General features: G+C 47.5%; 11 protein-coding genes. 9 read left to right on the top strand and 2 right to left on the bottom strand.

Annotation, left to right across the window (positions count from 1 at the left end; genetic code table 11):
• Nucleotides 1–49: 49 nt before the first annotated feature.
• Nucleotides 50–2920 (top strand): DNA polymerase I, encoded by a 2871-nt coding sequence (gene polA / locus MUK70_RS07465; protein WP_234656056.1) that lies wholly within the window; start codon nucleotides 50–52, stop codon nucleotides 2918–2920.
• A 78-nt stretch (nucleotides 2921–2998) separates the two neighbouring features.
• On the opposite strand, the gene MUK70_RS07470 is transcribed toward polA, so the two are convergent.
• The gene (locus MUK70_RS07470; RefSeq protein ID WP_234656055.1) at nucleotides 2999–4594 is read right to left on the bottom strand and encodes a SusD/RagB family nutrient-binding outer membrane lipoprotein; all 1596 of its coding nucleotides are present in this window, start codon (nucleotides 4592–4594) and stop codon (nucleotides 2999–3001) included.
• A gap of 45 nt (nucleotides 4595–4639) precedes the next feature.
• The gene (locus MUK70_RS07475; protein WP_310590039.1) at nucleotides 4640–7894 is read right to left on the bottom strand and encodes a SusC/RagA family TonB-linked outer membrane protein; all 3255 of its coding nucleotides are present in this window, start codon (nucleotides 7892–7894) and stop codon (nucleotides 4640–4642) included.
• Nucleotides 7895–8764: 870 nt separating this feature from the next.
• Here MUK70_RS07475 and MUK70_RS07480 point away from each other — a divergent pair.
• The 8 genes from MUK70_RS07480 to MUK70_RS07515 all read left to right on the top strand — a co-directional run bounded on the left by MUK70_RS07480 (nucleotide 8765) and on the right by MUK70_RS07515 (nucleotide 22519).
• On the top strand, nucleotides 8765–10492 hold the full coding sequence (locus MUK70_RS07480) for a 3-keto-alpha-glucoside-1,2-lyase-like domain-containing protein (protein ID WP_234656054.1): 1728 nt from the start codon (nucleotides 8765–8767) through the stop codon (nucleotides 10490–10492).
• Between the two features lie 22 nt (nucleotides 10493–10514).
• A complete protein-coding gene (locus MUK70_RS07485) occupies nucleotides 10515–12512 on the top strand; it encodes a plastocyanin/azurin family copper-binding protein (protein WP_234656053.1) in 1998 nt (665 codons plus the stop codon).
• 221 nt (nucleotides 12513–12733) lie between these two features.
• Entirely contained in the window at nucleotides 12734–13309 is a 576-nt protein-coding gene (locus MUK70_RS07490) for an RNA polymerase sigma factor (RefSeq protein WP_234605009.1), read from the top strand.
• Between the two features lie 117 nt (nucleotides 13310–13426).
• Nucleotides 13427–14533, top strand: a complete 1107-nt coding sequence (locus MUK70_RS07495; protein ID WP_234656052.1) for a FecR family protein — start codon at nucleotides 13427–13429, stop codon at nucleotides 14531–14533.
• 97 nt (nucleotides 14534–14630) lie between these two features.
• Nucleotides 14631–18095, top strand: coding sequence for a SusC/RagA family TonB-linked outer membrane protein (locus MUK70_RS07500; RefSeq protein ID WP_234656051.1), 3465 nt, complete (start codon nucleotides 14631–14633; stop codon nucleotides 18093–18095).
• A gap of 154 nt (nucleotides 18096–18249) precedes the next feature.
• Nucleotides 18250–19779 (top strand): SusD/RagB family nutrient-binding outer membrane lipoprotein, encoded by a 1530-nt coding sequence (locus tag MUK70_RS07505; RefSeq protein WP_244784745.1) that lies wholly within the window; start codon nucleotides 18250–18252, stop codon nucleotides 19777–19779.
• Nucleotides 19780–19827: 48 nt separating this feature from the next.
• Nucleotides 19828–20760 carry an RraA family protein gene (locus tag MUK70_RS07510; protein ID WP_234656049.1) on the top strand — a complete coding sequence of 311 codons (933 nt, stop codon included), beginning with the start codon at nucleotides 19828–19830 and terminating at the stop codon, nucleotides 20758–20760.
• Between the two features lie 274 nt (nucleotides 20761–21034).
• Complete coding sequence (locus MUK70_RS07515; RefSeq protein WP_234656048.1) at nucleotides 21035–22519, top strand: mandelate racemase/muconate lactonizing enzyme family protein; 1485 nt, start codon at nucleotides 21035–21037, stop codon at nucleotides 22517–22519.
• Nucleotides 22520–22553: the final 34 nt, after the last annotated feature.

Genomic DNA, 22553 nt, shown 5'->3' on the forward strand with positions numbered 1-22553 from the left:
TTCATCTGCCCGCATACATTATATTTGAGTTTTATAAATAAAAGACCTCATGGATAAACCCGTTCATAAACTTTTCCTGCTGGACGCAATGGCACTGATCTATCGCGCGCATTTTGCTTTCATAAAAGCGCCGAGAATCACGTCAAAGGGATTGAATACAAGTGCTGTTTTTGGCTTTACAAATACATTGCTTGAAGTTTTGCAGAAGGAAAAGCCCACCCACATCGGCGTCGCTTTTGACACTTCTGCTCCCACATTCCGGCATGTGCAGTATGAGGCGTACAAGGCGCAGCGCGAAGCCCAGCCAGAGGATATTACGGTTGCGATCCCGCTGGTGAAGCGTCTCCTGGAAGCCATGTGTATCCCCGTTCTCGTTTTGGACGGCTATGAGGCGGACGACATTATCGGCACCATTGCCAAGGAAGCTTCTGCTGCGGGTTTTGAGGTTTTTATGATGACGCCGGATAAGGATTACGGACAGCTCGTGGAAGAGCACGTGTACATATATAAGCCCGCGTTCCTGGGCAAAGGCGCCGAGATCCTGGGCGTTCCGCAGATTCTGGACCGCTGGCAGATCCAGCGCATCGACCAGGTGATTGACATTCTGGGACTGATGGGCGACGCGGTGGATAACATTCCAGGTGTCCCTGGCGTGGGTGAAAAAACGGCACAAAAACTCATCGCAGAATACGACACCATCGAAAACCTGATCACGCATGCCGACGAAGTAAAAGGCAAGCTGGGCGAAAAACTCCGCGAAAACATTGATAAGGCAGTGCTGAGCAAGCAACTGGCCACTATCGACATTAAGGTGCCGGTTCCGTTTGATCCGGAAGATCTCACCGTTTGCGCGGCCAATGCGGATAAAATCATTGAGCTGTTCGATGAGCTGGAATTTAAAACATTAAAAACACGGATCTTAGGCCCAGGCACTTCCAACATTACCCCGGCTTCAAAGCCGGTGCTGAAAAATAAGGCTGGTCAGTTGGATCTTTTCGGCAATCCGACCGAGGAACTGGGCAAACAACCCGCGATCATCAGCGAGGGCATTGCCGATGATGATGCGCCGGAGCAAGCCTACGAGGACCTGCACATCCCAACCACCAAGCAGACCATTGACAATACTTTTCACCGCTATCACACCGTGGACACGCCGGAATTGATGAAAAGTCTGGCCTATTATCTGTCGTTGCAGGAATCGTTTTGTTTTGATACGGAAACGACGTCGCTGGATACGATTGATGCGGAACTGGTGGGACTTTCCTTCGCCTATCTGCCGGGAGAGGCATTCTATATCCCTGTTCCCGCCGAACGTGAAAAAGCCATTGAAATTTTAGAGAATTTCAGGGAAGTATTTGAAAATGAATCCATTGAAAAAATTGGTCAGAATATAAAATACGACCTGCTTGTGTTGCGAAGCTACGGGATTGAAATCCATGGCAAGCTGAGCGACACCATGCTTGCACATTATCTGCTGGAACCCGATAAACGCCATGGGATGGACATTCTGGCTGCTTCCTATCTCAATTACGAGCCAGTTTCCATTACTTCGCTTATTGGCAAAAAAGGGGTTAAACAAGGCACCATGCGGGATGTTTCTATTCCTGAAATCACGCAGTATGCCGGTGAAGACGCCGACATTACACTGCAGCTGAACACGATCTTCTCGCGCGAACTGCCTAAGGTGAATGCTTACAAACTCTTTGAAAAAGTGGAAATGCCGCTGTTAAAGGTGCTTGCTTCCATGGAAAGCAAAGGCGTGCGGCTGGACATCAACGCATTGAAAGAGATGTCTAACGTGCTGGAACTGGATTTGAGGCAAACAGAGAGTGAAATTTACGCCTCCGCAGGCCAGTCATTCAATATCAGCTCGCCAAAGCAACTGGGTGAAGTGCTTTTTGATAAAATGAAATTGATCGAAAAGCCGAAAAAGACTAAAACAGGCCAATATGCAACGGGTGAAGACATTCTTTCCGAGCTGGAAAACAGCCATGAAATTGCACGTAAAATACTCGATTACAGGGAATTGCAGAAACTGAAATCAACTTATGTGGACGCATTGCCGCTGCTGGTAAGCAGCCGCACGGGACGCATTCACACATCTTACAACCAGGCTGTTGCAGCAACAGGGCGTTTAAGTTCTACCAATCCAAACCTGCAAAACATTCCCATCAGGACACCTCGCGGGCGAGAGATCAGGAAAGCATTTGTGCCGGATAACGAAGATTTTCAGATCCTTTCCGCCGATTATTCACAGATCGAGTTGCGCATTATGGCGGCTTTCAGCGGGGATGAAAGTATGATTGAAGCATTCAATCAGGGACGGGACATTCATGCCACAACGGCAAGCAAAGTGTTCAAAGTGCCTTTGGAAGAAGTAACTTCGGATATGCGCAGAAAGTCAAAAATGGTCAATTTCGGAATCATTTATGGCATTTCAGCATTTGGCCTTGCGCAACGCCTGGCCATTCCAAGATCGGAAGCCGGCGAAATTATTCGTGCTTATTTTGAGGAGTTCCCTGCCGTTAAGGGTTATATGGATAAAGTGGTGAATGATGCGAGGGAGAAAGAATTTGTAGAGACGATCCTGGGCAGAAGACGCTACGTGCCCGACATTAATTCACGGAACCAGACCAATCGTGGCTATGCCGAACGAAATGCCATTAACGCGCCGATACAGGGCTCAGCGGCGGATATGATCAAAGTTGCGATGATCAACATTCATGATTTTATAGCCACTGAGAAATTGAAATCACGCATGATCCTGCAAGTGCATGATGAACTCGTGTTCGACGCCCACCGCGACGAAATTGATTTACTAAAAGAAAAAGTAGACGAACTAATGCGGGTCGCGATTCCGCTGCCGGTAAAAATGGAAACGGGCATCGGGATCGGTGCCAATTGGCTTGAAGCACATTGATGATTTTCCTATCAACAAAAACGAAAAAAGAGCGACCTACCATCGCTCTTTTTTCGTTCTGTACGCTATTCCTGAATGTTACTTTGCCAACCAAAGCGGTTGATTGATATCATCCTTACCCGCAAACTGGCTTTGAATGGCCGCATTGTAATTCGCTGCATTGGTTGTGCGCTCCGAAAGCGGATACTGCCAACGCACGGCGATCCTGCCCGAATTGCCTGTTCCAACGCCGGTCATAAATTTGGGGAAACCCGTCCGGATATAGTTGAAATAAGCTTCCATACCCGAGTTCATAAAGAACGCCAGGTATTTTTGCGTTACGATCTGCTCAATGCCGCCGATGTTATTTCCAGCATATTTTACAAGCGGCTGGGCATAATATTGATCGAAATTGAAATCAACCGTATAGTTTGCAAAATCTGTTGAAGCCCGGCCGCCGGTTTTAGAGTATGTCATCGTCAGCGTACCGGTTTTTACGCCATAAAACTCCTGAGAAGCCTGGATTCCCTTTTTGTACCAGCTTTCAGCACTACCCGTTGCCCATCCGCGTGCGATTCCTTCGGCAATATTGAAGCACATTTCTGGATAACCAACAAGAAAAGTACTCTCGCCGACGTAGTTGGAATAATAGCGCGATCTGCTCTGGAAAGAATATTCTCCCGGCGCAAAACCTGCACCATTGTTCTTACCAGCCTTGTTGGACATGTCCGACAAATCTTCACCCGAGCTGGCTGCGATAAATGCAGTAAAGTCAGATGGTTTTTTGCCGGCTTTCAACTGTGCGCCAGCAGGTTCGGTTGTTACCATCACGCGCGGATCTTTGCGGGCTGTCAGCAGGCCAACGTAAGTCTGCGCCATGTTCTGACGGGTGGCATCAAAACCGAAGTTGTCCGGGTTTGAAGGATATTTGTTATAAACGTTGGATTTGAATTCAAGATTATCGGCCATGCCGCTCAGCAAAGGATATTTCGTCGGGTTCGCGATAATCTCTGCAAACTGGCTTTTCACATTCATGCCCGCTTCATTTTCCTTTTTGCTCAGACGGAGTAAAATGCGCAAACGGAAGCTGTTAACCACTTTTTGCCATTTAACCAGATCTTCTCCCAGGTAAAAGTCGCCGGTCACTTTCGTGTTTCCAGCCGCGATCAGGGAGGACATTTCCGCATTCGACTGATCCAGCCACGTAAGGATCTGCATATATACCTCTTTTTGCGAATCATATTTCGGCGTCAGGACTTCCAGCCCCTTCAATGCTTCCGATGCAGGCAGGTCGCCTCCTCTTACAGACATCTGATCGATAAAAAACGCGCGGAAAAACTTTCCGAGAGCAGAATAAACGTTCACATCAGCCAAGCCTGCGCGTTTTGCCTCCTCCTCCATTTTCACAACATTTTTCAATGTCGTGTAATGATCGGTGAAAGTGGACCACGTGTACTCATTGTTTCCGTAATAGTTGTAATTGATCGCATAAAACTGGTTCCAGCGCATCTCACTACTGAACGGCCGGCCGATGTTGTCATACATATCAAATTCAATGCCTTGCAACACCAGGGAAGCGGGTGCGGTTACGGCACGGTTTGGATCTTTTTCGAGCTCTTCAAAGCTCCTTTCACATCCCGATAACATCAGGCCAAAAGCCGTGCATACCGCGATAAGTTTATGATTGAATTTCATTGTTTCAAAATTGTATTGTTGAAATAATCTGTCCTGGACTCTGATTTAGAATGTCAAACTCACGTTAACCCCATAACGGCGCACCGAAGGAGTTTGCAAGCTGGAACCGCCGTCATCAATGTACTGGTTAAGATCCACGTCTTTTTTCTCAGCAAAATAGAGCAGGTTACGTCCTACCAGTGAGACAGATGCATTGCGGATGAAAGTTTTTTCAAGCAATGCAGCTGGCAAACGATATCCGATCACGACTTCACGAAGCATACCAAAAGAGCGGCTCATGAGGTTTCCTTCATCGGAGTTGTAATAGCGGCTTACCCAGTCCTGAACGTTCTGCGCCGTTGCGTTCGGCTTGAATTTCAGCTCGGCAAGGTTGGTAATGTTGCCGTCTGCATCGAAGTTAAGCGCGGTTCCGTCCACCACCTGCACACCTGGTCCTACGTATGTTTTGTTTTCGGTGTTGTTTTTAAAAGCTTCATAATCCGTTTCCCGGGAAGCACCCAATTGACCTTGGATCAGCTCGATATGGCGCCCTCCGCGGAAAGTTTGCTTCTGAATGTAGTTGGAGATCACACCACCGATGCGTCCGTCAAACTGGAAGCCCAGGCTGAAATTGCCGTAAGACAATTTGTTGTTGATCCCGAAAACAAATTTGGAATAAGAATTTCCCAAATATCTGCTTTGCGAAGAATAGATCGGACGGCCAGAATCGTCGTTAATGATCTGTCCATCAGCCGTTTTAGCAAATGCACGACCATAGAATTTATCCATTCTGTCACCTACTTTAAAGAATGTATTGAACTGGTCCTGACCCGGATAGATCTCCGTCAGCACTTTTTTGTAGGTCGAATAGTTGGCCACAATATCCCAGTTCAGTCCTTTCTCAGAACGGATCGGAGAACCTGTCAAGGAAATTTCAAGACCGTTTTTGCGCGTTTTGATACCATTTACCAATGCTGCCGTATAACCCGTTGTGGATGAAATTGGCAAAGCAAAAATACTTGGACCATCATTGGATACATAATACGTAACATCCAGTCCCAGACGGTTTTGCATAACCCGTACATCCAGCCCGACCTCAGTCTGCGAAGTGGTGCTTGGTACGATTTCCGGATTGTTCAATGTGTTGGTAAAATAAGCGGCAGGATTGTTGTTATAGGTAAACGGAGTAGCATAAACCGCAGAATTCTCATAAGTAGGGCCGCCGTAAGACGACTTGTATTCCTCCCCATATCCAAGAAAATAGGTTGTTCCAGGCGTTCCCCCAATTTCCGTTTTTGTCAAACCGTCCTTTACATTAGCATAAGATCCGCGCAATTTCAAAAATGAAATCACTTCCGGTAACTGTGTGTAGTCCGAGATCACCGTAGACAAAGCAACCGACGGATAGAAGAATGTATTGTTCCCCTTCGGAAGCGTAGAAAGCTTATCCATACGGCCGGTCGTTGAGACAGTCAGGAAATCTTTAAAAGTAAAATCCGCCGAATAATAAGCAGAAGCCACGCGCATATCGGAGATAAAGTTGGCCGATTTCACCGGCAAAGCGGAGTTTCCGAAGTTATACAAACCAGGCACGTTCAGGTAATCCGTAGTCGTATATTGCGAGTTGTATTCAAAGCTGCGGATGTTACCACCAGCCCAGATCTTTGCATTGAAGCCCGGAACTATGTCCTTGTCAAACTTAACCAGCAGGTCCGTGTTGTTTTCAAAAAGGTTACGACGGTCTTCGCGGTAATCGCCACGACGCTCATCACGGCCATAAGCACCTGCTGAATAAGGCATTTTCTCATTGCGGAACATGCTCCAAGTGTTCACCTGCGAACGGAAAGTTGCTTCCAGGAAATCGGTGAATTTGTATGTCATCGCAGCCTGGCCAATAATATCCGACTTCTGATGACCTCTCAACCACTCATAACTCATGAAATAAGGGTTGTTATAACGCTGATATTCCGCATAAATCTGCTGAATGCCCTCTTTTCCAGGCTGCCAGTAATTGCGCATATCATCCACATTCCAATCCGCCCCAGCCCAAAGAACGATGTTGTAAATGATGGAGTTAGGACCATAATTCACATCCGGAATGTTCGGCGTATACTGGCGGTTGTATTGTAAAGATGAATTGAATGTCAGCTTTTTAGAGAAATTGTAATCTGCGACAATGTTGAAGTTGGTAATGTTCAACTTTGTGTTTGGGACAATTCCTTTTTGGTGCATATGCGATGTTGAGAAACGCACATTGTATTTCTCACCTGAAGCTGAAACCGAAATGTTGTTCGTAGACAAAATCCCCGGCTGCAAGAAACGGTTCAAATTGTCTTTCCCACGTGCAACCCAGGGCGTTCCGGCTCTCTTACCCGTTATCGGATCAACCGGGCTGTCATATTGCGGGATCAGCTGGCCTTCAAATTTTGGCCCCCAGCCACCATCGTAATCTCCATCATTCAAACCACCGCCTTTCCCGTCACCGAATGCATAACGACCGTGGTCGCCCGGGCCGTAAAGATCCTGCACTTTTGGGATTGCATAAAAACCGTTGTCAACCATTGTTGATGAGTTGAAGTCAACAGAGAATCCGCGCTTGTCTTTTGAGCCTCTTTTGGTAGTGATCAGGATCGCTCCATTCTTTCCGCGGAAACCATAAAGCGCTGATGCAGAAGCACCTTTTAACACGGAATATGTGTCAATGTCGTCTGGGCTCACGTTCCATGTGTCTGAGTTTACGGGCACACCGTCTACAACAAAAAGCACGTCCGAGTTACCTCTAAGCTGAATGTTAGGCTTGCGAAGCATTTCCTGCTGCACACCCACGGTCAAACCGGCAACTTTACCGGCCAATGCGTTGATGGCATTGGGTTCACGGGCTTTTACGGTTGCGTTACCATCCACCGTTTGGATGGCGACACCGATCCTGCGGATGTCTTTTTTGATACCCAAGGCAGTCACAACCACTTCATTGAGCTGGCGAAGATCTGCTGAGAGGGAAATGTCGATCACGCTTCTGCCCGCGATTTTCACTTCCTGAGAGCTGAAACCCAGGAACGAAAAAGTGAGATCAGTAGCTTTTTCATTAACGTCAAGCTTGTATTTTCCTTCCGAATCCGTGATCGTTCCATTGGTGGAACCTTTCACGACAATACTTACACCTGGAATAGGCGCATTATCCTCTTTTGCAATGACTTGACCGGTGATCAGGGTCTGTGCAAATGAGAATTGAGACAATAGAATGCATGACAGCAGCATGCAGGCCCGGGAACTTCGCCGGAGCATTTTCAGCCGAAAAGTTGCGTAAAGCGTTCTCATCATGAGCGGGAATTGTTTGAGTTATAATTGAAAAAGAAATCCGTCGGATAACTGAATTGTTCAAAGCGCAAAAATCCTGCTTATTCTGATTATCCGTGTTAAGTATTTATTAACAATTTATAAACAAATCCAGCTTCCCTATTATAGTCCCATTTACAGGATTCCACTGCTGAACCACCCGCAGGAGCGCTTCTCGTACAACTATCACTACACAGTGATATCAGGAAAATCGAATCATGTTAAGAAGGCTGAAACCTGACCTCTCTTCTAAATTTAATCAAATGCATTAAAAAAAACAATGAGATTGAAAAGCTTATTGAGCTATCAATAAGTGATTTAAGGTTACAAACCCCAAAATACTTGCCAAATTGACATTTTAAAATGAAATAAGAATATACAAAGGGCTCGACCCGTACTTGATAAACATAAAATGATAATCATAACAATACACGCTCCGCTGAAAAACTCATTCTTCATTCAAACTCACACCCATATACGCAGTCGAAAACATTTAAATCCTGTTAAACTTTCTTGGTATTTTGAAATTGCCGCAGAACTGCAATGGGTGTACGCTCTGCGCAAGTTGCAACGCTCCTCGTCCAGCAGGATTGATCGCCGAATCCGTCTGCCAATATCGTGTTTACAAACAATACTGTTCAACTGCCTGCTATGATCAGTCCAGCTGCAATCGCGTGAAGTTATCCGGGCACTGGATTTTATGTTAAAGCCAAAATGGCTCTCTTTCCAGGCAGCTGTTTCAGCTTATGAAGAAAACACTATTTAATTAAAAATTAATTACAATTTAACAGGATATATTAGTAGCAAAATGCGAACTTCGCTTTTTAATTGTGAACATTACACTTAATATATCCAATGCGTCATTTGATTCAGAAAGTTTCCATGCTTTTTCTGACTTGTCCCATCATGGTAATGGGCCAGACAGCGAAAGGAAATTACTCCCTGCTTCCCTTAAAAGACCTCAGCTCATTTGAAAGTACCAGCCCAAACTGGTCCGTACAGGGCGACGTGGCCATTCATCCAACGGGAACAGCAAAACCAAAAACCAAATCCGGCGAAGGCATTCTTATCGGTAACCCAGGCAAAGCCCTGACAACAAAATTAAAAGCAGGCGATCTCCGTCTTGCCATGGAATTCATGGTTTCACCAGGCGCGGAAGGCTACATCGTGCTCCCCGGCGGACAGAAAGTCAGGATCTCCGATAGCAGTCAGCAACGTGATGCAAATGCTTCTACTTCCGGTTATATCGGGCAATTCCCAACACAAAACGCTTCCAAAGCACCGGGCCTTTGGCAAACGCTCGAACTTGTTTACGATGCAGCCGTCCCTGGGGTTGCTAATTCTGCCCGCCTGAACCTGCTGTCACTGAATGGCGTCACGGTCCTGGAAACGGTTTACCTCCCAAATTCACAGGCAACGGCCGAAGGCAGGCCGCTTTCATTCGAAGTGAACAAAGGAACCATTGCATTTAGAAATGTGGGTTACCAGCTCCTGGCAAGTCGCAAGACACTGACATTGAATAATCTGACTTATAAAGTGTATTCCGACAAATGGGACGCAAAGGAATACAGCAAGCTATCTAACGAAGGAAAATCGCCGGCCTTAACGCAGGAAGTGACAAATGGAATGCGTGAGTTCCATTTGGTTTACGAGGGCGATATGGATGTGCAGGAAGCTGGGGATTACATCTTTACAAGCATTTACTCCGGTCCTATGTTCGATTTTGAAGTGGATGGAAAGAGCGTGATGAATACCGGCGAAAGCACTTCACAGGAAACGCACACGGGCTCGGCAAACCTGACTCAGGGCGCACATAAATTTAAAATACATTATTCACGCTTTCCATGGAGACAGCCTGCATTAGGACTTCGTGTTGAAAAATCCGGCATACGTCCTTACGACCTGCACGTGCTTTCGTCACTCCCCGAACCAGAGCCGAAACCTTACATCAGCGTTACGCCAGACAAACAGCCGGAAATGGTTCGCTCATTCATCCAGGTGGAAGGCGAAAAATACAAGCGCACACATTGCATTTCGGTGGGAAGTCCGCAAGGGTGGAGCTACACGATCGACTTGAACCGCGGCGCCATGTTGCAGGCGTGGCGCGGCCAGTTTGCCAACGTTACCGAAATGTGGTACGAAAGAGGCGAGCCCCAATTGTTAACCCCAGCGGGGTTAGCCGTGCACGTTTCAGGACGCAGCAGCCTGGCCGTGCTGGCCGACAAAGGCACAACCTGGCCTGATTCCGCGAACATTAATTTTCTGGGCTATAAGATCAACCCTGAGGGATTCCCTGTTTTCCGTTACGCGGTCGGATCAGCGACAGTGAGCGACCAGATCATTTCCAATGACAAAGGAATGTTGCGGACATTCACCGTTGAAGGCAAGCCAACCGGCGAAATCTATTCGCTGCTTGGATCCGGAAAACAGATCACAGACCTTAAAAACGGACTTTTCCAGATCGATAACCGCTATTACATTCAGGTTAATCAGAAAGCACAGGCTATTGTGAGGCCCGCAGGGGACAATCAGGAGCTGGTATTGCCCGTGTCCGGTTCGGCTACTTATATGATGTTCTGGTAACAATATCTTTAGATTCCAATCAATGAAAAATATACTATTAACGACCCTGATATCACTTGGATGTGTCTCGGCGTATGCGCAATCGAAGCAAAACAAAGAGGATGATTTTTACCGGATCATTACCATTCCCATTCCTGAGAACATTAAAATGGAAGTCGGCGGCATGCAAGTGCTTCCGGATGGCCGTCTCGCCACTTCCACCCGTCGTGGTGAAGTTTGGATGATCGGTAACCCGTATTTGAAGGGCGACGGGCAGCCTTCTTTTCACCGTTTTGCTTCCGGGCTGCACGAACCGCTTGGGCTTCTGTATCGGGGAAAGGATTTCCTGATCTCACAACGCGGTGAAGTAACCCGGCTTGTAGATACGGACAACGATGGTGTTGCAGATGTTTATGATTCTTTTGCAAAATGGCCGTTGTCAGGAAATTATCACCAATATTCGTACGGTCCTGTGCCCATGCCGAATGGTGAACTGCTGGTAACTCTGAACCTGGACTGGGTTGGACGCGGCGCAAGCCAGTCCAAATGGAGAGGCTGGATGCTGAAACTGGGTGAAGACGGAAAACTGACGCCCTTTGCAACAGGTCTCCGCTCCCCCTCCGGCTTCGGATCGTATAAAGGCGATATCTTTTATACCGAGAACCAGGGAGACTGGGTTGGTTCAGGTCGTATGACGCATTTGGAAAAAGGTGATTTTGCAGGAAACCCTGCTGGTTTGCGTTGGAGCAAAGAGGAAGGCTCACCGGTAAAACTAACGCCTTCGGATGTCCCGAACACAGGTGAACCCCTTTACGATGTTGCAAAAAAATTGCCCGGATTGAAAGCTCCGGCAGTTTGGTTCCCGCATACGCTCGTGGGAATCTCTACATCGGATTTCAAAGAGGATGTTACCAATGGCGCATTCGGTCCATTCGCGGGGCAGATGTTTGTAGGCGATCAGGGACATAGCATTATCACACGTGTGGACTTGGAAAAGGTAAATGGCGTGTGGCAGGGAACGGTTTTCCCTTTCCGTGAAGGATTTATGTCGGGGATTTTACGGATGGAATGGGGCCTGGATGGTTCCATGTTCGTAGGGCAGACAAGCCGTGGCTGGTCTGCAACGGGTAAGCAGGAATTCGGCATTCAGCGCCTGGTTTGGACGGGTAAGATGCCATTTGAAATGAAGAATGTGCATTCTATGCCCGACGGTTTTGAGATTACATTTACAAGCCCGGTTGACAAAAAAGCCGCTGCCGATCAGGATGCCTACAAATTGAACAGCTTTACTTACAAATATCACCAAACCTACGGTAGCCCGATCATTAACACGCAGGAAGTGCCTTTGAAAGGAATTGTGGTTTCCGAGGATGGTCTCAAAGTGCGTTTGGTACTGGATCCGGCCTTGCTTCGCAAGGGCTATATTCACGAGATCAAGGCGGACGGAGTGAAAGGTGCCGATGGAAATCCATTGCTCCATGCAACCGGTTACTATACATTGAATGAGATCGCATCGGGCAATCCGGTGAGTGCTTCGGCTTTCACGACTACGGTTAAAGCTGCCGCCGTTGATCACAGTGCCCACGCGGCCGCTGCCAGTGCCGAACCTGCCAATTCAGCCCCTTCCGCAAAACGCGTTGTTGATATGCCTGCGAGCTGGACGAATGGTCCTGATCAGACGATCACGATCGGAACCGTTCCGGGTTTGAAATTCGATATTTCCGAAATTCAGGTGAAAGCGGGAAGCCGTGTAAAAATTGTTTTCAATAACAATGATGATATGCTTCACAACCTGGTGATCACCAAGCCTGGAACTGCTAATGCGGTCGGTGAGGCGGGGCTTAACCTCGGTTTGAAAGGTTCAGAAATGAATTATGTGCCTAAGTCTAATGATGTATTATTCCATAGCAACATTGTGGAGCCCGAAAAATCGGAGAGCATCTATTTCGTGGCGCCTAAGCAAGCTGGAACGTATCAGTATGTGTGCACATTCCCGGGACATTATACTTTAATGCAGGGTAAACTGAAAGTTACCAAATAGCATTCCAACATTACAAACTGCTGTGCTGCAAAGAATAGGCTTTCAGCACAGCAGTTTAATACTCAAACTCCGCTGCATTTATTTAATTAAACATTACCCTGAATTCACAAGGAGATCAAAAATGTACGCGCCCTTGACTGGCATAATTTCATGAAATTATAAAACAATGTCAATAGCCAAAAGATTTGAGTAACGAAGCGTCCATATCAAACCTTTCTGACATGAATGTCCAGCTTTGGCAGCGTTTCAAAGCTGGTGACTCGGCTGCATTAGGCCAGCTCGCACAGTTCCACTACCGGGCACTATACAACTATTCAACCAAATTTTCCGCGGACCCGGACTTCATACGCGATTCCATCCAGGAGCTCTATCTTGAATTATGGGAGCGCCGCGAACATCTTTCCGAAACCGCGTTTGTCAAATCGTATCTGATGAAAGCATTGAGGCACAAGCTCATAAAGGAAAGCATTCGCTTAAAACGCTTTCAGGAACCAAAGGAGTTTTTTGATCTCGACCAGGAAGACGCACCTATCGAAACACAGATCATTGCGGACGAAAAATCAAACTTCCAGTCCAGCCACCTCAAAAGCATCATTACGCTGCTCTCTAAACGACAACAGGAAATCATTTACCTGCGCTTTTATCAGAATCTTGATCACGAAGACATCGCGAACATCATGGGCTTGGGACGCCAAAGTGTTTCCAACCTGCTGCATCGCACATTAAAGGAGATCCGCCAGATATGGGCACCCGCAGAATTCATGTGGGCATTATTTCTTCTTTCTGCCCTTTCTTAAAACATCCCTTCTAACTGCATTCCAAGCAGATTATAACTATTTCAAAAATTAATTTGATTTTTTTGGTTATCCCACGACACAAAGCGGACATACATATTTAAAGACTACGCTTTGTCCATGGATTACCGCTATTACACCGCCGAAGAACTGGCGACGGATGATTTGTTCCGCGAATGGGTGATCTCCCCAACACCGGAAGTCACGTCATTCTGGCTCAAATGGATAGCGGAAAACCCGGAAAAATCAGGCGAGGTGGGCATGGCGCGGGAACTGGTGCTAACGGTTTACGACATGCACAATGACCAACTTACGGAAGAAGCGCTCCAACAGGAAATTGAGGAGATCACCAGGCTTGCCGGGCTGCAAAAACAAGCCCGTGGTGCAAGCATTTATCCGTTGTTAAGGCAGCCCGCGTGGCGTGTTGCGGCTATTTTTCTGCTGGTGTCGGCGCTAGGGTTGTGGTTGTATAAACGGGAGCGTAATACAGGCTCACCCGCCGCCGCACACGTGAGTGCCGCCCGCGAAACGTCAATGCTCGAACGCAAAAATGACGGTTTTCGCGAATTGACGGTTCTTTTGAGCGATAACAGTATTGCTACATTGTCGCCGGGGAGCATGATCCGGTATCCGAAAAGCTTCGATGCCAGCGAGCGGAAGGTTATTTTGTCCGGGGAAGCATTCTTTGATGTAGCTAAAAACCCGGAGCGGCCATTTTTAGTATATGCCAATGAAACGGTCACCAAAGTGCTGGGAACAAGTTTCCGGGTGAAAGCGCTTGACCAGGAAAATACGGTGATGGTGCTGGTGAAAACCGGCCGAGTGTCTGTTTATCCCAAAACAGCATATGAAACGCTGCAAAGCAAGCCTGAGGTAAACGTGTCCGTTATCGTATTGGACCCCAATCAGCAGGCTGTTTTTAACAGGAAAGAGAACAAGCTTGAAAAAGGCGTTGTGATTAACCGTCAACTGCTGTCGGAACTGTCGGTTCAGAAGGAGCTGATTTTTGATGATAAACCGGTTTCTGATGTCTTCAAAGCTTTGCAGGATATCTATGGGATTGAAATCAGTTGCAACCAGGAAATGCTTGCCAACTGCATAATCAGCGCGCAATTCAGTGACGAAAATCTTAAACAAAGACTTAACGCCATCTGTCAGGCCATTGGAGCTGATTACGATATGGTTGACGGGAAAATTGTGATTAGCGGCAAAGGCTGCAACCAGTGATATACGCTTGATTTAATACTCCTTCATGCCTATGGATAGTGTAAAACCTGTGCATTTTATATCCTAATCTTTCAAGTACCTAACTACAATTAAACGTATGAAAAAACACCGAGTCTTGCCCAGGCCATTTTATGGTGCCACCCGAATAGCACTTTACCAATTATTAATTGCCTTTATCTTCGCAAACATATCCGCCTCAGCCATTGCCGGTGCCCAGGATATGCTGAACCAAAAGGTCACGATCCAGGTAAATAATCAGGAAATCAAAGCGGTGCTGAACAAACTGAATAAGCTTACTCAGATCCGTTTTACTTACAATTCTTCACTGATCCGCCATCAGCAGAGGGTTTCAGTTAATGCGGTCGAAAAGCCGCTGGCCGAGGTGCTGGACCAGCTTTTCAAACCCCTTAACATCACCTACAAGATTGAAGGTAAGCAAGTTGTCCTTTTAAAAGGTGAAGCTGGGCCGGAAAGCGCCATTCCCGCCGCAATCAGCGATCCGACTGTTGACCGAACCATTACAGGGAAAGTCTCAGACGAAAAAGGCCAGCCATTGCCGGGCGTCAGCATTGTTGTAAAAAGTACAAAGGTCGGCACAGCCACCAATACGGAGGGAACGTATGAGCTAAGCGTTCCGGATGCGGGCGGCGTCCTGATATTTTCTTACGTAGGTTATACACCTGAGGAAGTAACCATTGGCAGCCAGAGCACTTATGACTTGTCAATGAAGCCGGATGTCCGGAATCTCGAAATGGTGGTGGTTACTGCCTTGGGTATCAAAAGAGACGCAAAGAAACTGGGATATTCAACGGCCACCGTCAACACTGAGGAACTTACAACCAACCGTACCACAAACCTGGGAAACAGTTTACAAGGAAAAGTGGCGGGATTGAATGTGACGCCGCCGGCGAGCGGACCGGGTGGATCGACCAAGATCCGTATTCGCGGCCAGTCTTCTTTTGGCGGAAACAACTCGCCGCTGATCATTGTAAACGGCGTCCCTATCAACAACAGCAGCGTTTCGGCAGGTGGCTCTGCCGGCAACGGGACCGGCAACCCTACCGGCGGTTCCTCCGATGCGGGTGACGGTCTGCAAAGTATCAATCAGGATGACATTGAATCGATGACCGTACTGAAAGGTGCAGCAGCTGCGGCATTGTACGGTTTCCGGGCGAAAGACGGTGCGATCATCATTACGACCAAGAGCGGCAGCAAGTCAACAGGAATTGGTGTCGAACTAAACTCCAATTTCCAGGCACAGGAGGCATTGGATTATACAGATTTTCAGTACGAATATGGTCAGGGTGAATTCGGAAAACGGCCTACTAACACCGCTGAGGCACAAAGCTCGGGTGTATTTGCCTTTGGAGAAAAGCTGGACGGCAAGCCTACGCCGCAGTTCGACGGCAGCACCCAACCCTATGTTGCTAATAAAGACCGCATTAAAGACTTCTATCGGACCGGAACAAGTTTTACCAACTCAGTGGCGCTGTCGGGCGGTAATGATAAAGGAAATTTCAGGCTGTCGTTTGCCAATACGGATGCCAAGGCGATCATGCCTAATTCCGATTACCATAAAAGGATCTTCAACCTCGGCCTGAACTATAAGTTTACCCCCAAACTTTCTGCACAGGTTAACGCCAATTACTCCAACGAGTACAACAAAAACCCGCCGCAAATCGGTATTCAGGACATGAATGCGAACACGACCATTTACACATTGGCCACCAGCATTGATGCCGACTGGCTAAAAAACCGCAAGGACGCCAATGGAAATGAAATGCCATTGTCGCGCTTTACAAACCGTAACAATCCTTACTGGGTTGCTTACGATCGTTTCGAGAACGTGCGCCGTGACAGGATCTTCGGGAATACATCGGTGCGATATGATTTTACAGATTGGCTTTTCGTACAGGGACGCATTTCTCAGGATTATTTCACAAGACCGTATAACTACAACCGTCCGACCGGAACACGCTCTATCGGGGCTGTGGCAACCGGTTTCAATGGCTATTATTATCAAGACATTGCTACCTTTCGGGAACGGAATGCGGACATTCTGATCGGCGCGAACAGAACATTTGGAGACTTTGGAATTGACCTCACATTAGGTGGCAACCAGATGCTGCAGATCAGCGACAACGTATCTACTGCGGTAACCAACTTTTACGTACGCGACCTTTATACGATTACCAACGGCCAGGTTAAGAATCCGAATTACAATTACAGTAAGAAAAAGGTTAACTCCATCTACGGCGCTGCTGAATTTTCCTACAAAAACTTTTTGTATATCAATGTTACGGCCAGGAACGACTGGTTTTCAACGTTAAATCCTCAGTCCAACAGCTATCTGTATCCCTCAGTGAGCGGAAGCTTCGTATTCAGCCAGGCATTTGCAAATGCACCTAATTGGTTGACTTATGGTAAATTACGCGCTGCTTATGCAGAAGTCGGTGGTGATACTGATCCTTACTCTGATAACCTTTATTATGGTGTCAATGCCAATCCTTTCAACGGAACAGCGTTGGGTAACCTGCCTTCCGCCGTCAGCCCGAATGCTAATCTGAGACCATTGAAAGTGAAGGAGACAGAAGTCGGCATCGAGCTGAAAACATTTGATAACCGGCTGAACCTGGACCTTTCGTTGTATCGAAAAAATACCGTCGATGAAATACTGAACGTAGATATTTCCAACACCTCCGGATTTAGCCAGACTAAAGTTAATGTGGGTAAGCTGCGCAATCAGGGAGTTGAATTCCTGTTGACGATCGTGCCCGTAAAAACTGACGTTATAACCTGGGAAACAAGCTTTAACGGAAGTTACAACATTAGCAAGGTTATTGAACTTGCCCCGGGGCCTCCGCGCCAGCTTCGTTTCGACGTGGGTTCCGGCGAATTCTTCGGAATTGTATCTCACGAAGTGGACAAACCACTGGCTTCTCTACGTGGGTTTGATTATAAAAGAGATACCCAGGGCCGCATTATCACCTCCGGGGGCCTTCCACAACAAGGCAATCTGATCACGTACGGCAGCGCTATTCCGAAATGGGTAGGTGCCTGGGTTAACTCGTTCAATGTAAAAGGTGTCCGCATTGGCACGCAGATAGATTTCAAAGCAGGAAACAAGATCCTTTCAAACTCTAACCTGAATTTCTTGCGCGAAGGACTTTCCAAACCGTCCCTGATTGGCAGAGAGGGTGGCGTTCTGTTAGAGAGTGTTACCAATGAAGGTGCGCCTAATACAACACGTGTGGAAGCTGAACAATTTTATACCGCTTACAGGAGCACAGGCATCGCCACACCATTTGTTTATAACGGCGCATTTGTGCGTTGGAGAAGCATTACATTGGGATACGATCTTTCACGCTTCCTGAGAGACAAGACATTTATCAAAGGACTGACAATCTCTGCGATGTGTAACAATGTGCTGATGATCAAAAAAAACATTGATAATCTCGACCCTGAAGCACAAGTATCTGCATCAGACAATTTGCAGGGAATCGAAACCCACACACTCCCAACCACGCGGAGCTACGGTGTGAACTTGAATATTAAATTATAAAAAAGGGTAGAAAGAAGGAAAGGGAAGAATGCGATCATTCAGCGCAACGGCGCCCGCTCATTCAGCGCAACGGCGCCCGCTCATTCAGCGCAACGGCGCCCGCTCATTCAATCATTCAATCATTCAATCATTCAGTCATTCAAAACAAGTTTCCATGAAGCGAATATTCATATATATCACAAGCATCGCCATCCTCGCAGGCGCAAGTTCATGCGATAAAGGCTTCGAAGATGTGAACAAAAATCCTGTTCTGGCTACAAGCATTGATCCGGTTTATCTTTTTTCCAATGCGGAATTCGGGTCCGCTATTGCTACGCAGTATTATCAAATGCAGATTGTTCAGCAAATCAACTCGCCTTATACAGGCGTAATGGAAGGCGGCAATCACAATACGGTGTATGACCCGAATTCTAATGCAAATTTCAATTCACTGTATGTTCAAAACGGACCGGTGAACCTGCTGACTACGGTAATTGCCCAAACCAAAGACAATCCTGCACGCTCCAACCTGTACAACATGTCACGGATCTGGAAAGCCTATGTATTTATGGTTTTGGTAGATACCTATGGCGATGTACCCTATTTCGATGCTGGAAAGGCGTTTTTGGAAGGTATTAATCTTCCAAAATATGACGATCAAAAACTGATTTACGAGGATATTCTCAAAGAACTCGAGGAAGGCACCAAGGCATTGGACGCATCTAAACCGATTGAAACCGGCGATCTGTTTTACAAAGGGAATATTGGACAATGGAAAAAATTAGGCAACTCACTCCTGCTTCGTGCAGCGATGCGTTATTCCAAAATTGACGTAGCCAAGGCAAAGCAGTATGTGGCAAAAGCGACAGACGCAGCGGCGGGAGGACTGCAAAGTTCCAATGCTGATAATGCGCTGATCTCCTTCAATAGCACATTTAACCATCCATTGGCTGGCTATTTCCAGGGAACGGAAAGAGGTAATGTTTACATGGGTAAAGCTTTCATTGACTACCTGAAAACGACCAAAGATCCCCGGCTGAAAGTTATCGCCGTGATGTATGAAGTGCCGGGCAACCCGCTTGCCACCGCAGGCGCAGAAAATACCAATCCCGCCAGCCAGGAAGGAATGCCCTACGGATACAACGAATCTACGGTTGCCAATGCACCCGGTTTTCCAGGAAAGATTGGTTCTGCATTCAAATATTCTCAGATTAACCGCCGGACGGTAGGAAAAATCGATGCACCTGAGTTCTTCATTACTTACTCACAAACGTCCCTGCTATTGGCCGAAGCGGTGCAAAGAGGCTGGGCTACCGGCAATGTGAGAGCAATATACGAAGCGGGAGTAAAAGCACATATGGCCCAAATAGCGACATACGACGTGCTGGCAACCATTCCGACAGCCAGCCAGGACGAATACATTACTGCCAATCCTTTAGTTCCGGCAAAAGCGCTGGAACAAATTAACAACCAGTACTGGGTTTCGTCCTTCCTGAATGGTTCCGAAGCTTGGGCAAACTTCCGCAGAAGCGGTTTCCCGACATTGCCTGTCAACACCTATCCCGGCAAAGATCCTTCGGTGAAAGACTTCATCCGCAGACTGGTGTATCCGGTGCGTGAAAGGTCTGTGAATGAGGCGAACTATAACGCAGCCGTTGCTAGAATGGGCCCAGATGAACTGGGGGACGCCTGTTTTTTGGGATAAATAAAACCATTGATAATATTCTTAGTCAAAACCAACCCTTAATTATTTATGTTAAAACGAAATCTGTTTACCGGAGCGCTCCTGCTCCTGGCTCTGGCCTCGCAGGCGCAATCCATCTCGCCTACGCCGGACCAAATCAAGGCTTACACGTCGGCGTGGAAAGGTGAGCGTTCCGCAGATGGCCGCCCGAGAGTGTCAGATGCGATCCTTGCCAGATTGAAAAACATTTCCATGGAGGAAGCCTGGGGTGTTTTGAGAAACAAAGGCTATCATAACCAATTTGAGGGCGAATGGCAGCTCATCTATCCGGACAGCGCCATGACCGGCAGGGTTGTAACAGCCCAATATGTGCCTTCTCGTCCTGATTTAGAGGCTTTGGTGAAAGAAACCGGCAAAAAAGAAGGCCGCGTACAAACGGGCGGCACCAACTCCTGGCCCATTGACGTGCTTAAAGACGGCGACGTTTACGTGGCGGACGGCTATGGGAAAATCGCTGATGGAACATTGATCGGTGATAATCTGGGAAACTCCATTTATGCCAAATCAAAGCGCGGCGTGATTTTCTACGGCTCTGTGCGGGATGTGGAAGGATTGAGTGAGATCAAAGGCTTTAATGCCTGGATGAAAGGCCAGGACCCCTCCTATATCCAGCAAATGATGCTTACTAACATCAATACACCTATCCGTATCGGCCGTGCTATTGTGCTTCCTGGGGATGTGGTTTTAGCTAAAAAATATGGCACTGTCTTCATTCCTGCTCATTTGGCGGAAGAACTCGTGCTAACCTCGGAAGTCACTGCCCTGCGGGACGAGTTTGGTCATTTAAGACTGAAAGAAGGAAAATATACGCCTGGCGAAATCGATACAAAATGGTCTGACATGATCCAGAAGGACTTTTTGAACTGGGTGAACAATTATCCGGGCAAACTTCCCATGACAAAAAAGGAACTGGACGATTACCTGAAAGAAAGAAATTACTAAGGCTTTTGGCGGGCAGCAGTTAGCTTTCGGCGGTCAGCTTTCGGCCGTCAGCCGCCGATACAGTAAAGTGTAAAATCATGTTAACAAAATGCCCGAAAGCTGACGCTTCCGAATGCCGACAGCTGACAGCCATCCGCTTTCGGCCGTCAATACAGTAAAGTGTAAAATCCTATTAACAACAAGCTCGAAAGCTGATGCCAGCCTATGGCCTAATGCCGACAGCCGAACGCCGACAGCCGAACGCCCAGCCGACAGCCCTAAAAATCTAACGCAAATGAAAAGCATTTTAACAGACATTATTGCTTCGAACAAACAAGTTGAACAGGCCGAAAAAGTAGCGACCGCTGCTGAGATCAATAACCCTTTGACGAAAGACAGCCGCCGTAATTTTTTGCGGAAAACGGCCGTTGGCGGAATTGCATTGGGCAGCTTTATGTCCATGTCAACCGAAGACACCATTGCCCAGGCCACTTCCAAAGTGAACCGCGCCTCGAAGCCTTCCGAATTAAAAATCACCGACTTGCGCTATTGCATTGTACAAAATGTAGGACGCACGCCGATCATTCGCATTGATACCAACCAGGGAATTTATGGTTTGGGGGAAGTCCGCGACGGTGCCGACGAGCGGTATGCATTGTTTTTGAAAGCCCATTTATTGGGACAAAACCCCTGCAATGTGGAGCAGCTTTTCAAATCGATCAAGCAGTTTGGTTACCATGGCCGACAGGCTGGTGGTGTCTGCGGGGTTGAAATGGCGCTTTGGGACCTTTGCGGAAAAGCTTACAATGTACCTTGCTGGCAGCTTCTGGGCGGCCGTTACCGGGATAAAGTGCGCCTTTATGCGGACACGCCGGAATCCAATGATTTGAATGAGTTCAAAGAAAAAATCAAATTCCGGACGCAGGACCAGGGTTATACCTGGCTGAAAATGGACGTTTCCATCGGGATGCTGCGGAATAATGAGAATAGCGTCGTCAACAACAAGTTCTGGGGCGGAGGCTTTTCGCAATGGGCAGGTGATTACCATTCCTATGCAAACACGAAGCACCCTTTCACTGCGATTCAGATCACACCCAAAGGTTTGGACGAAATGGCCAAAGTCGTTGAAGACGTGCGGAGCGTCGTAGGTTACGAGATTCCGCTCTCCACAGACCATTATGGCCATTTCGACCTTAATAATGGCATTCGTCTGGGCAAAGCTCTGGACAAATATCGACTCGCATGGCTGGAAGACATGGTGCCCTGGGAATATACAGACCAGTGGAAAACCATTTCGGACGCGCTGGAAACACCTACGCTTACCGGCGAGGACATTTACCTGAAAGAAGGTTTCAAAGCACTGATCGATAAGCGCGCTGTGGACATTGTGCACCCAGACCTGGCCTCGTCGGGTGGCTTGCTGGAAACTAAGCGCATCGGCGATTATGCGGAGGATAACGGGATCGCGATGGCAATGCACTTTGCCGGAACGCCGGTTAGTTTTATGGCCAATGTTCATTGCGCAGCCGCCACGCAAAACTTCCTGGCGCTGGAACACCATTCGGTGGATGTGCCTTGGTGGGAAAGTCTGGTCAAAACGACCGACGGCCGTAAGCTGATCGATAAAGGTTACGCGCCCGTGCCATTGGACGCGCCCGGACTGGGCATAGAACTGAACGAAGAAGAAGTCAAAAAACACTTGAATCCAAAAGACAAAAGCTTCTTCGCGCCTACGCCGGACTGGAACGAAAAACGCTCCCACGATCGGTTGTGGAGCTAGCTAGCTAGCTAGCTAGCATTTAGACTTGCTAAGT

The sequence above is a fragment of the Dyadobacter chenwenxiniae genome, from assembly GCF_022869785.1.
In the GTDB taxonomy this organism is placed as follows: Bacteria; Bacteroidota; Bacteroidia; order Cytophagales; family Spirosomataceae; genus Dyadobacter; species Dyadobacter chenwenxiniae.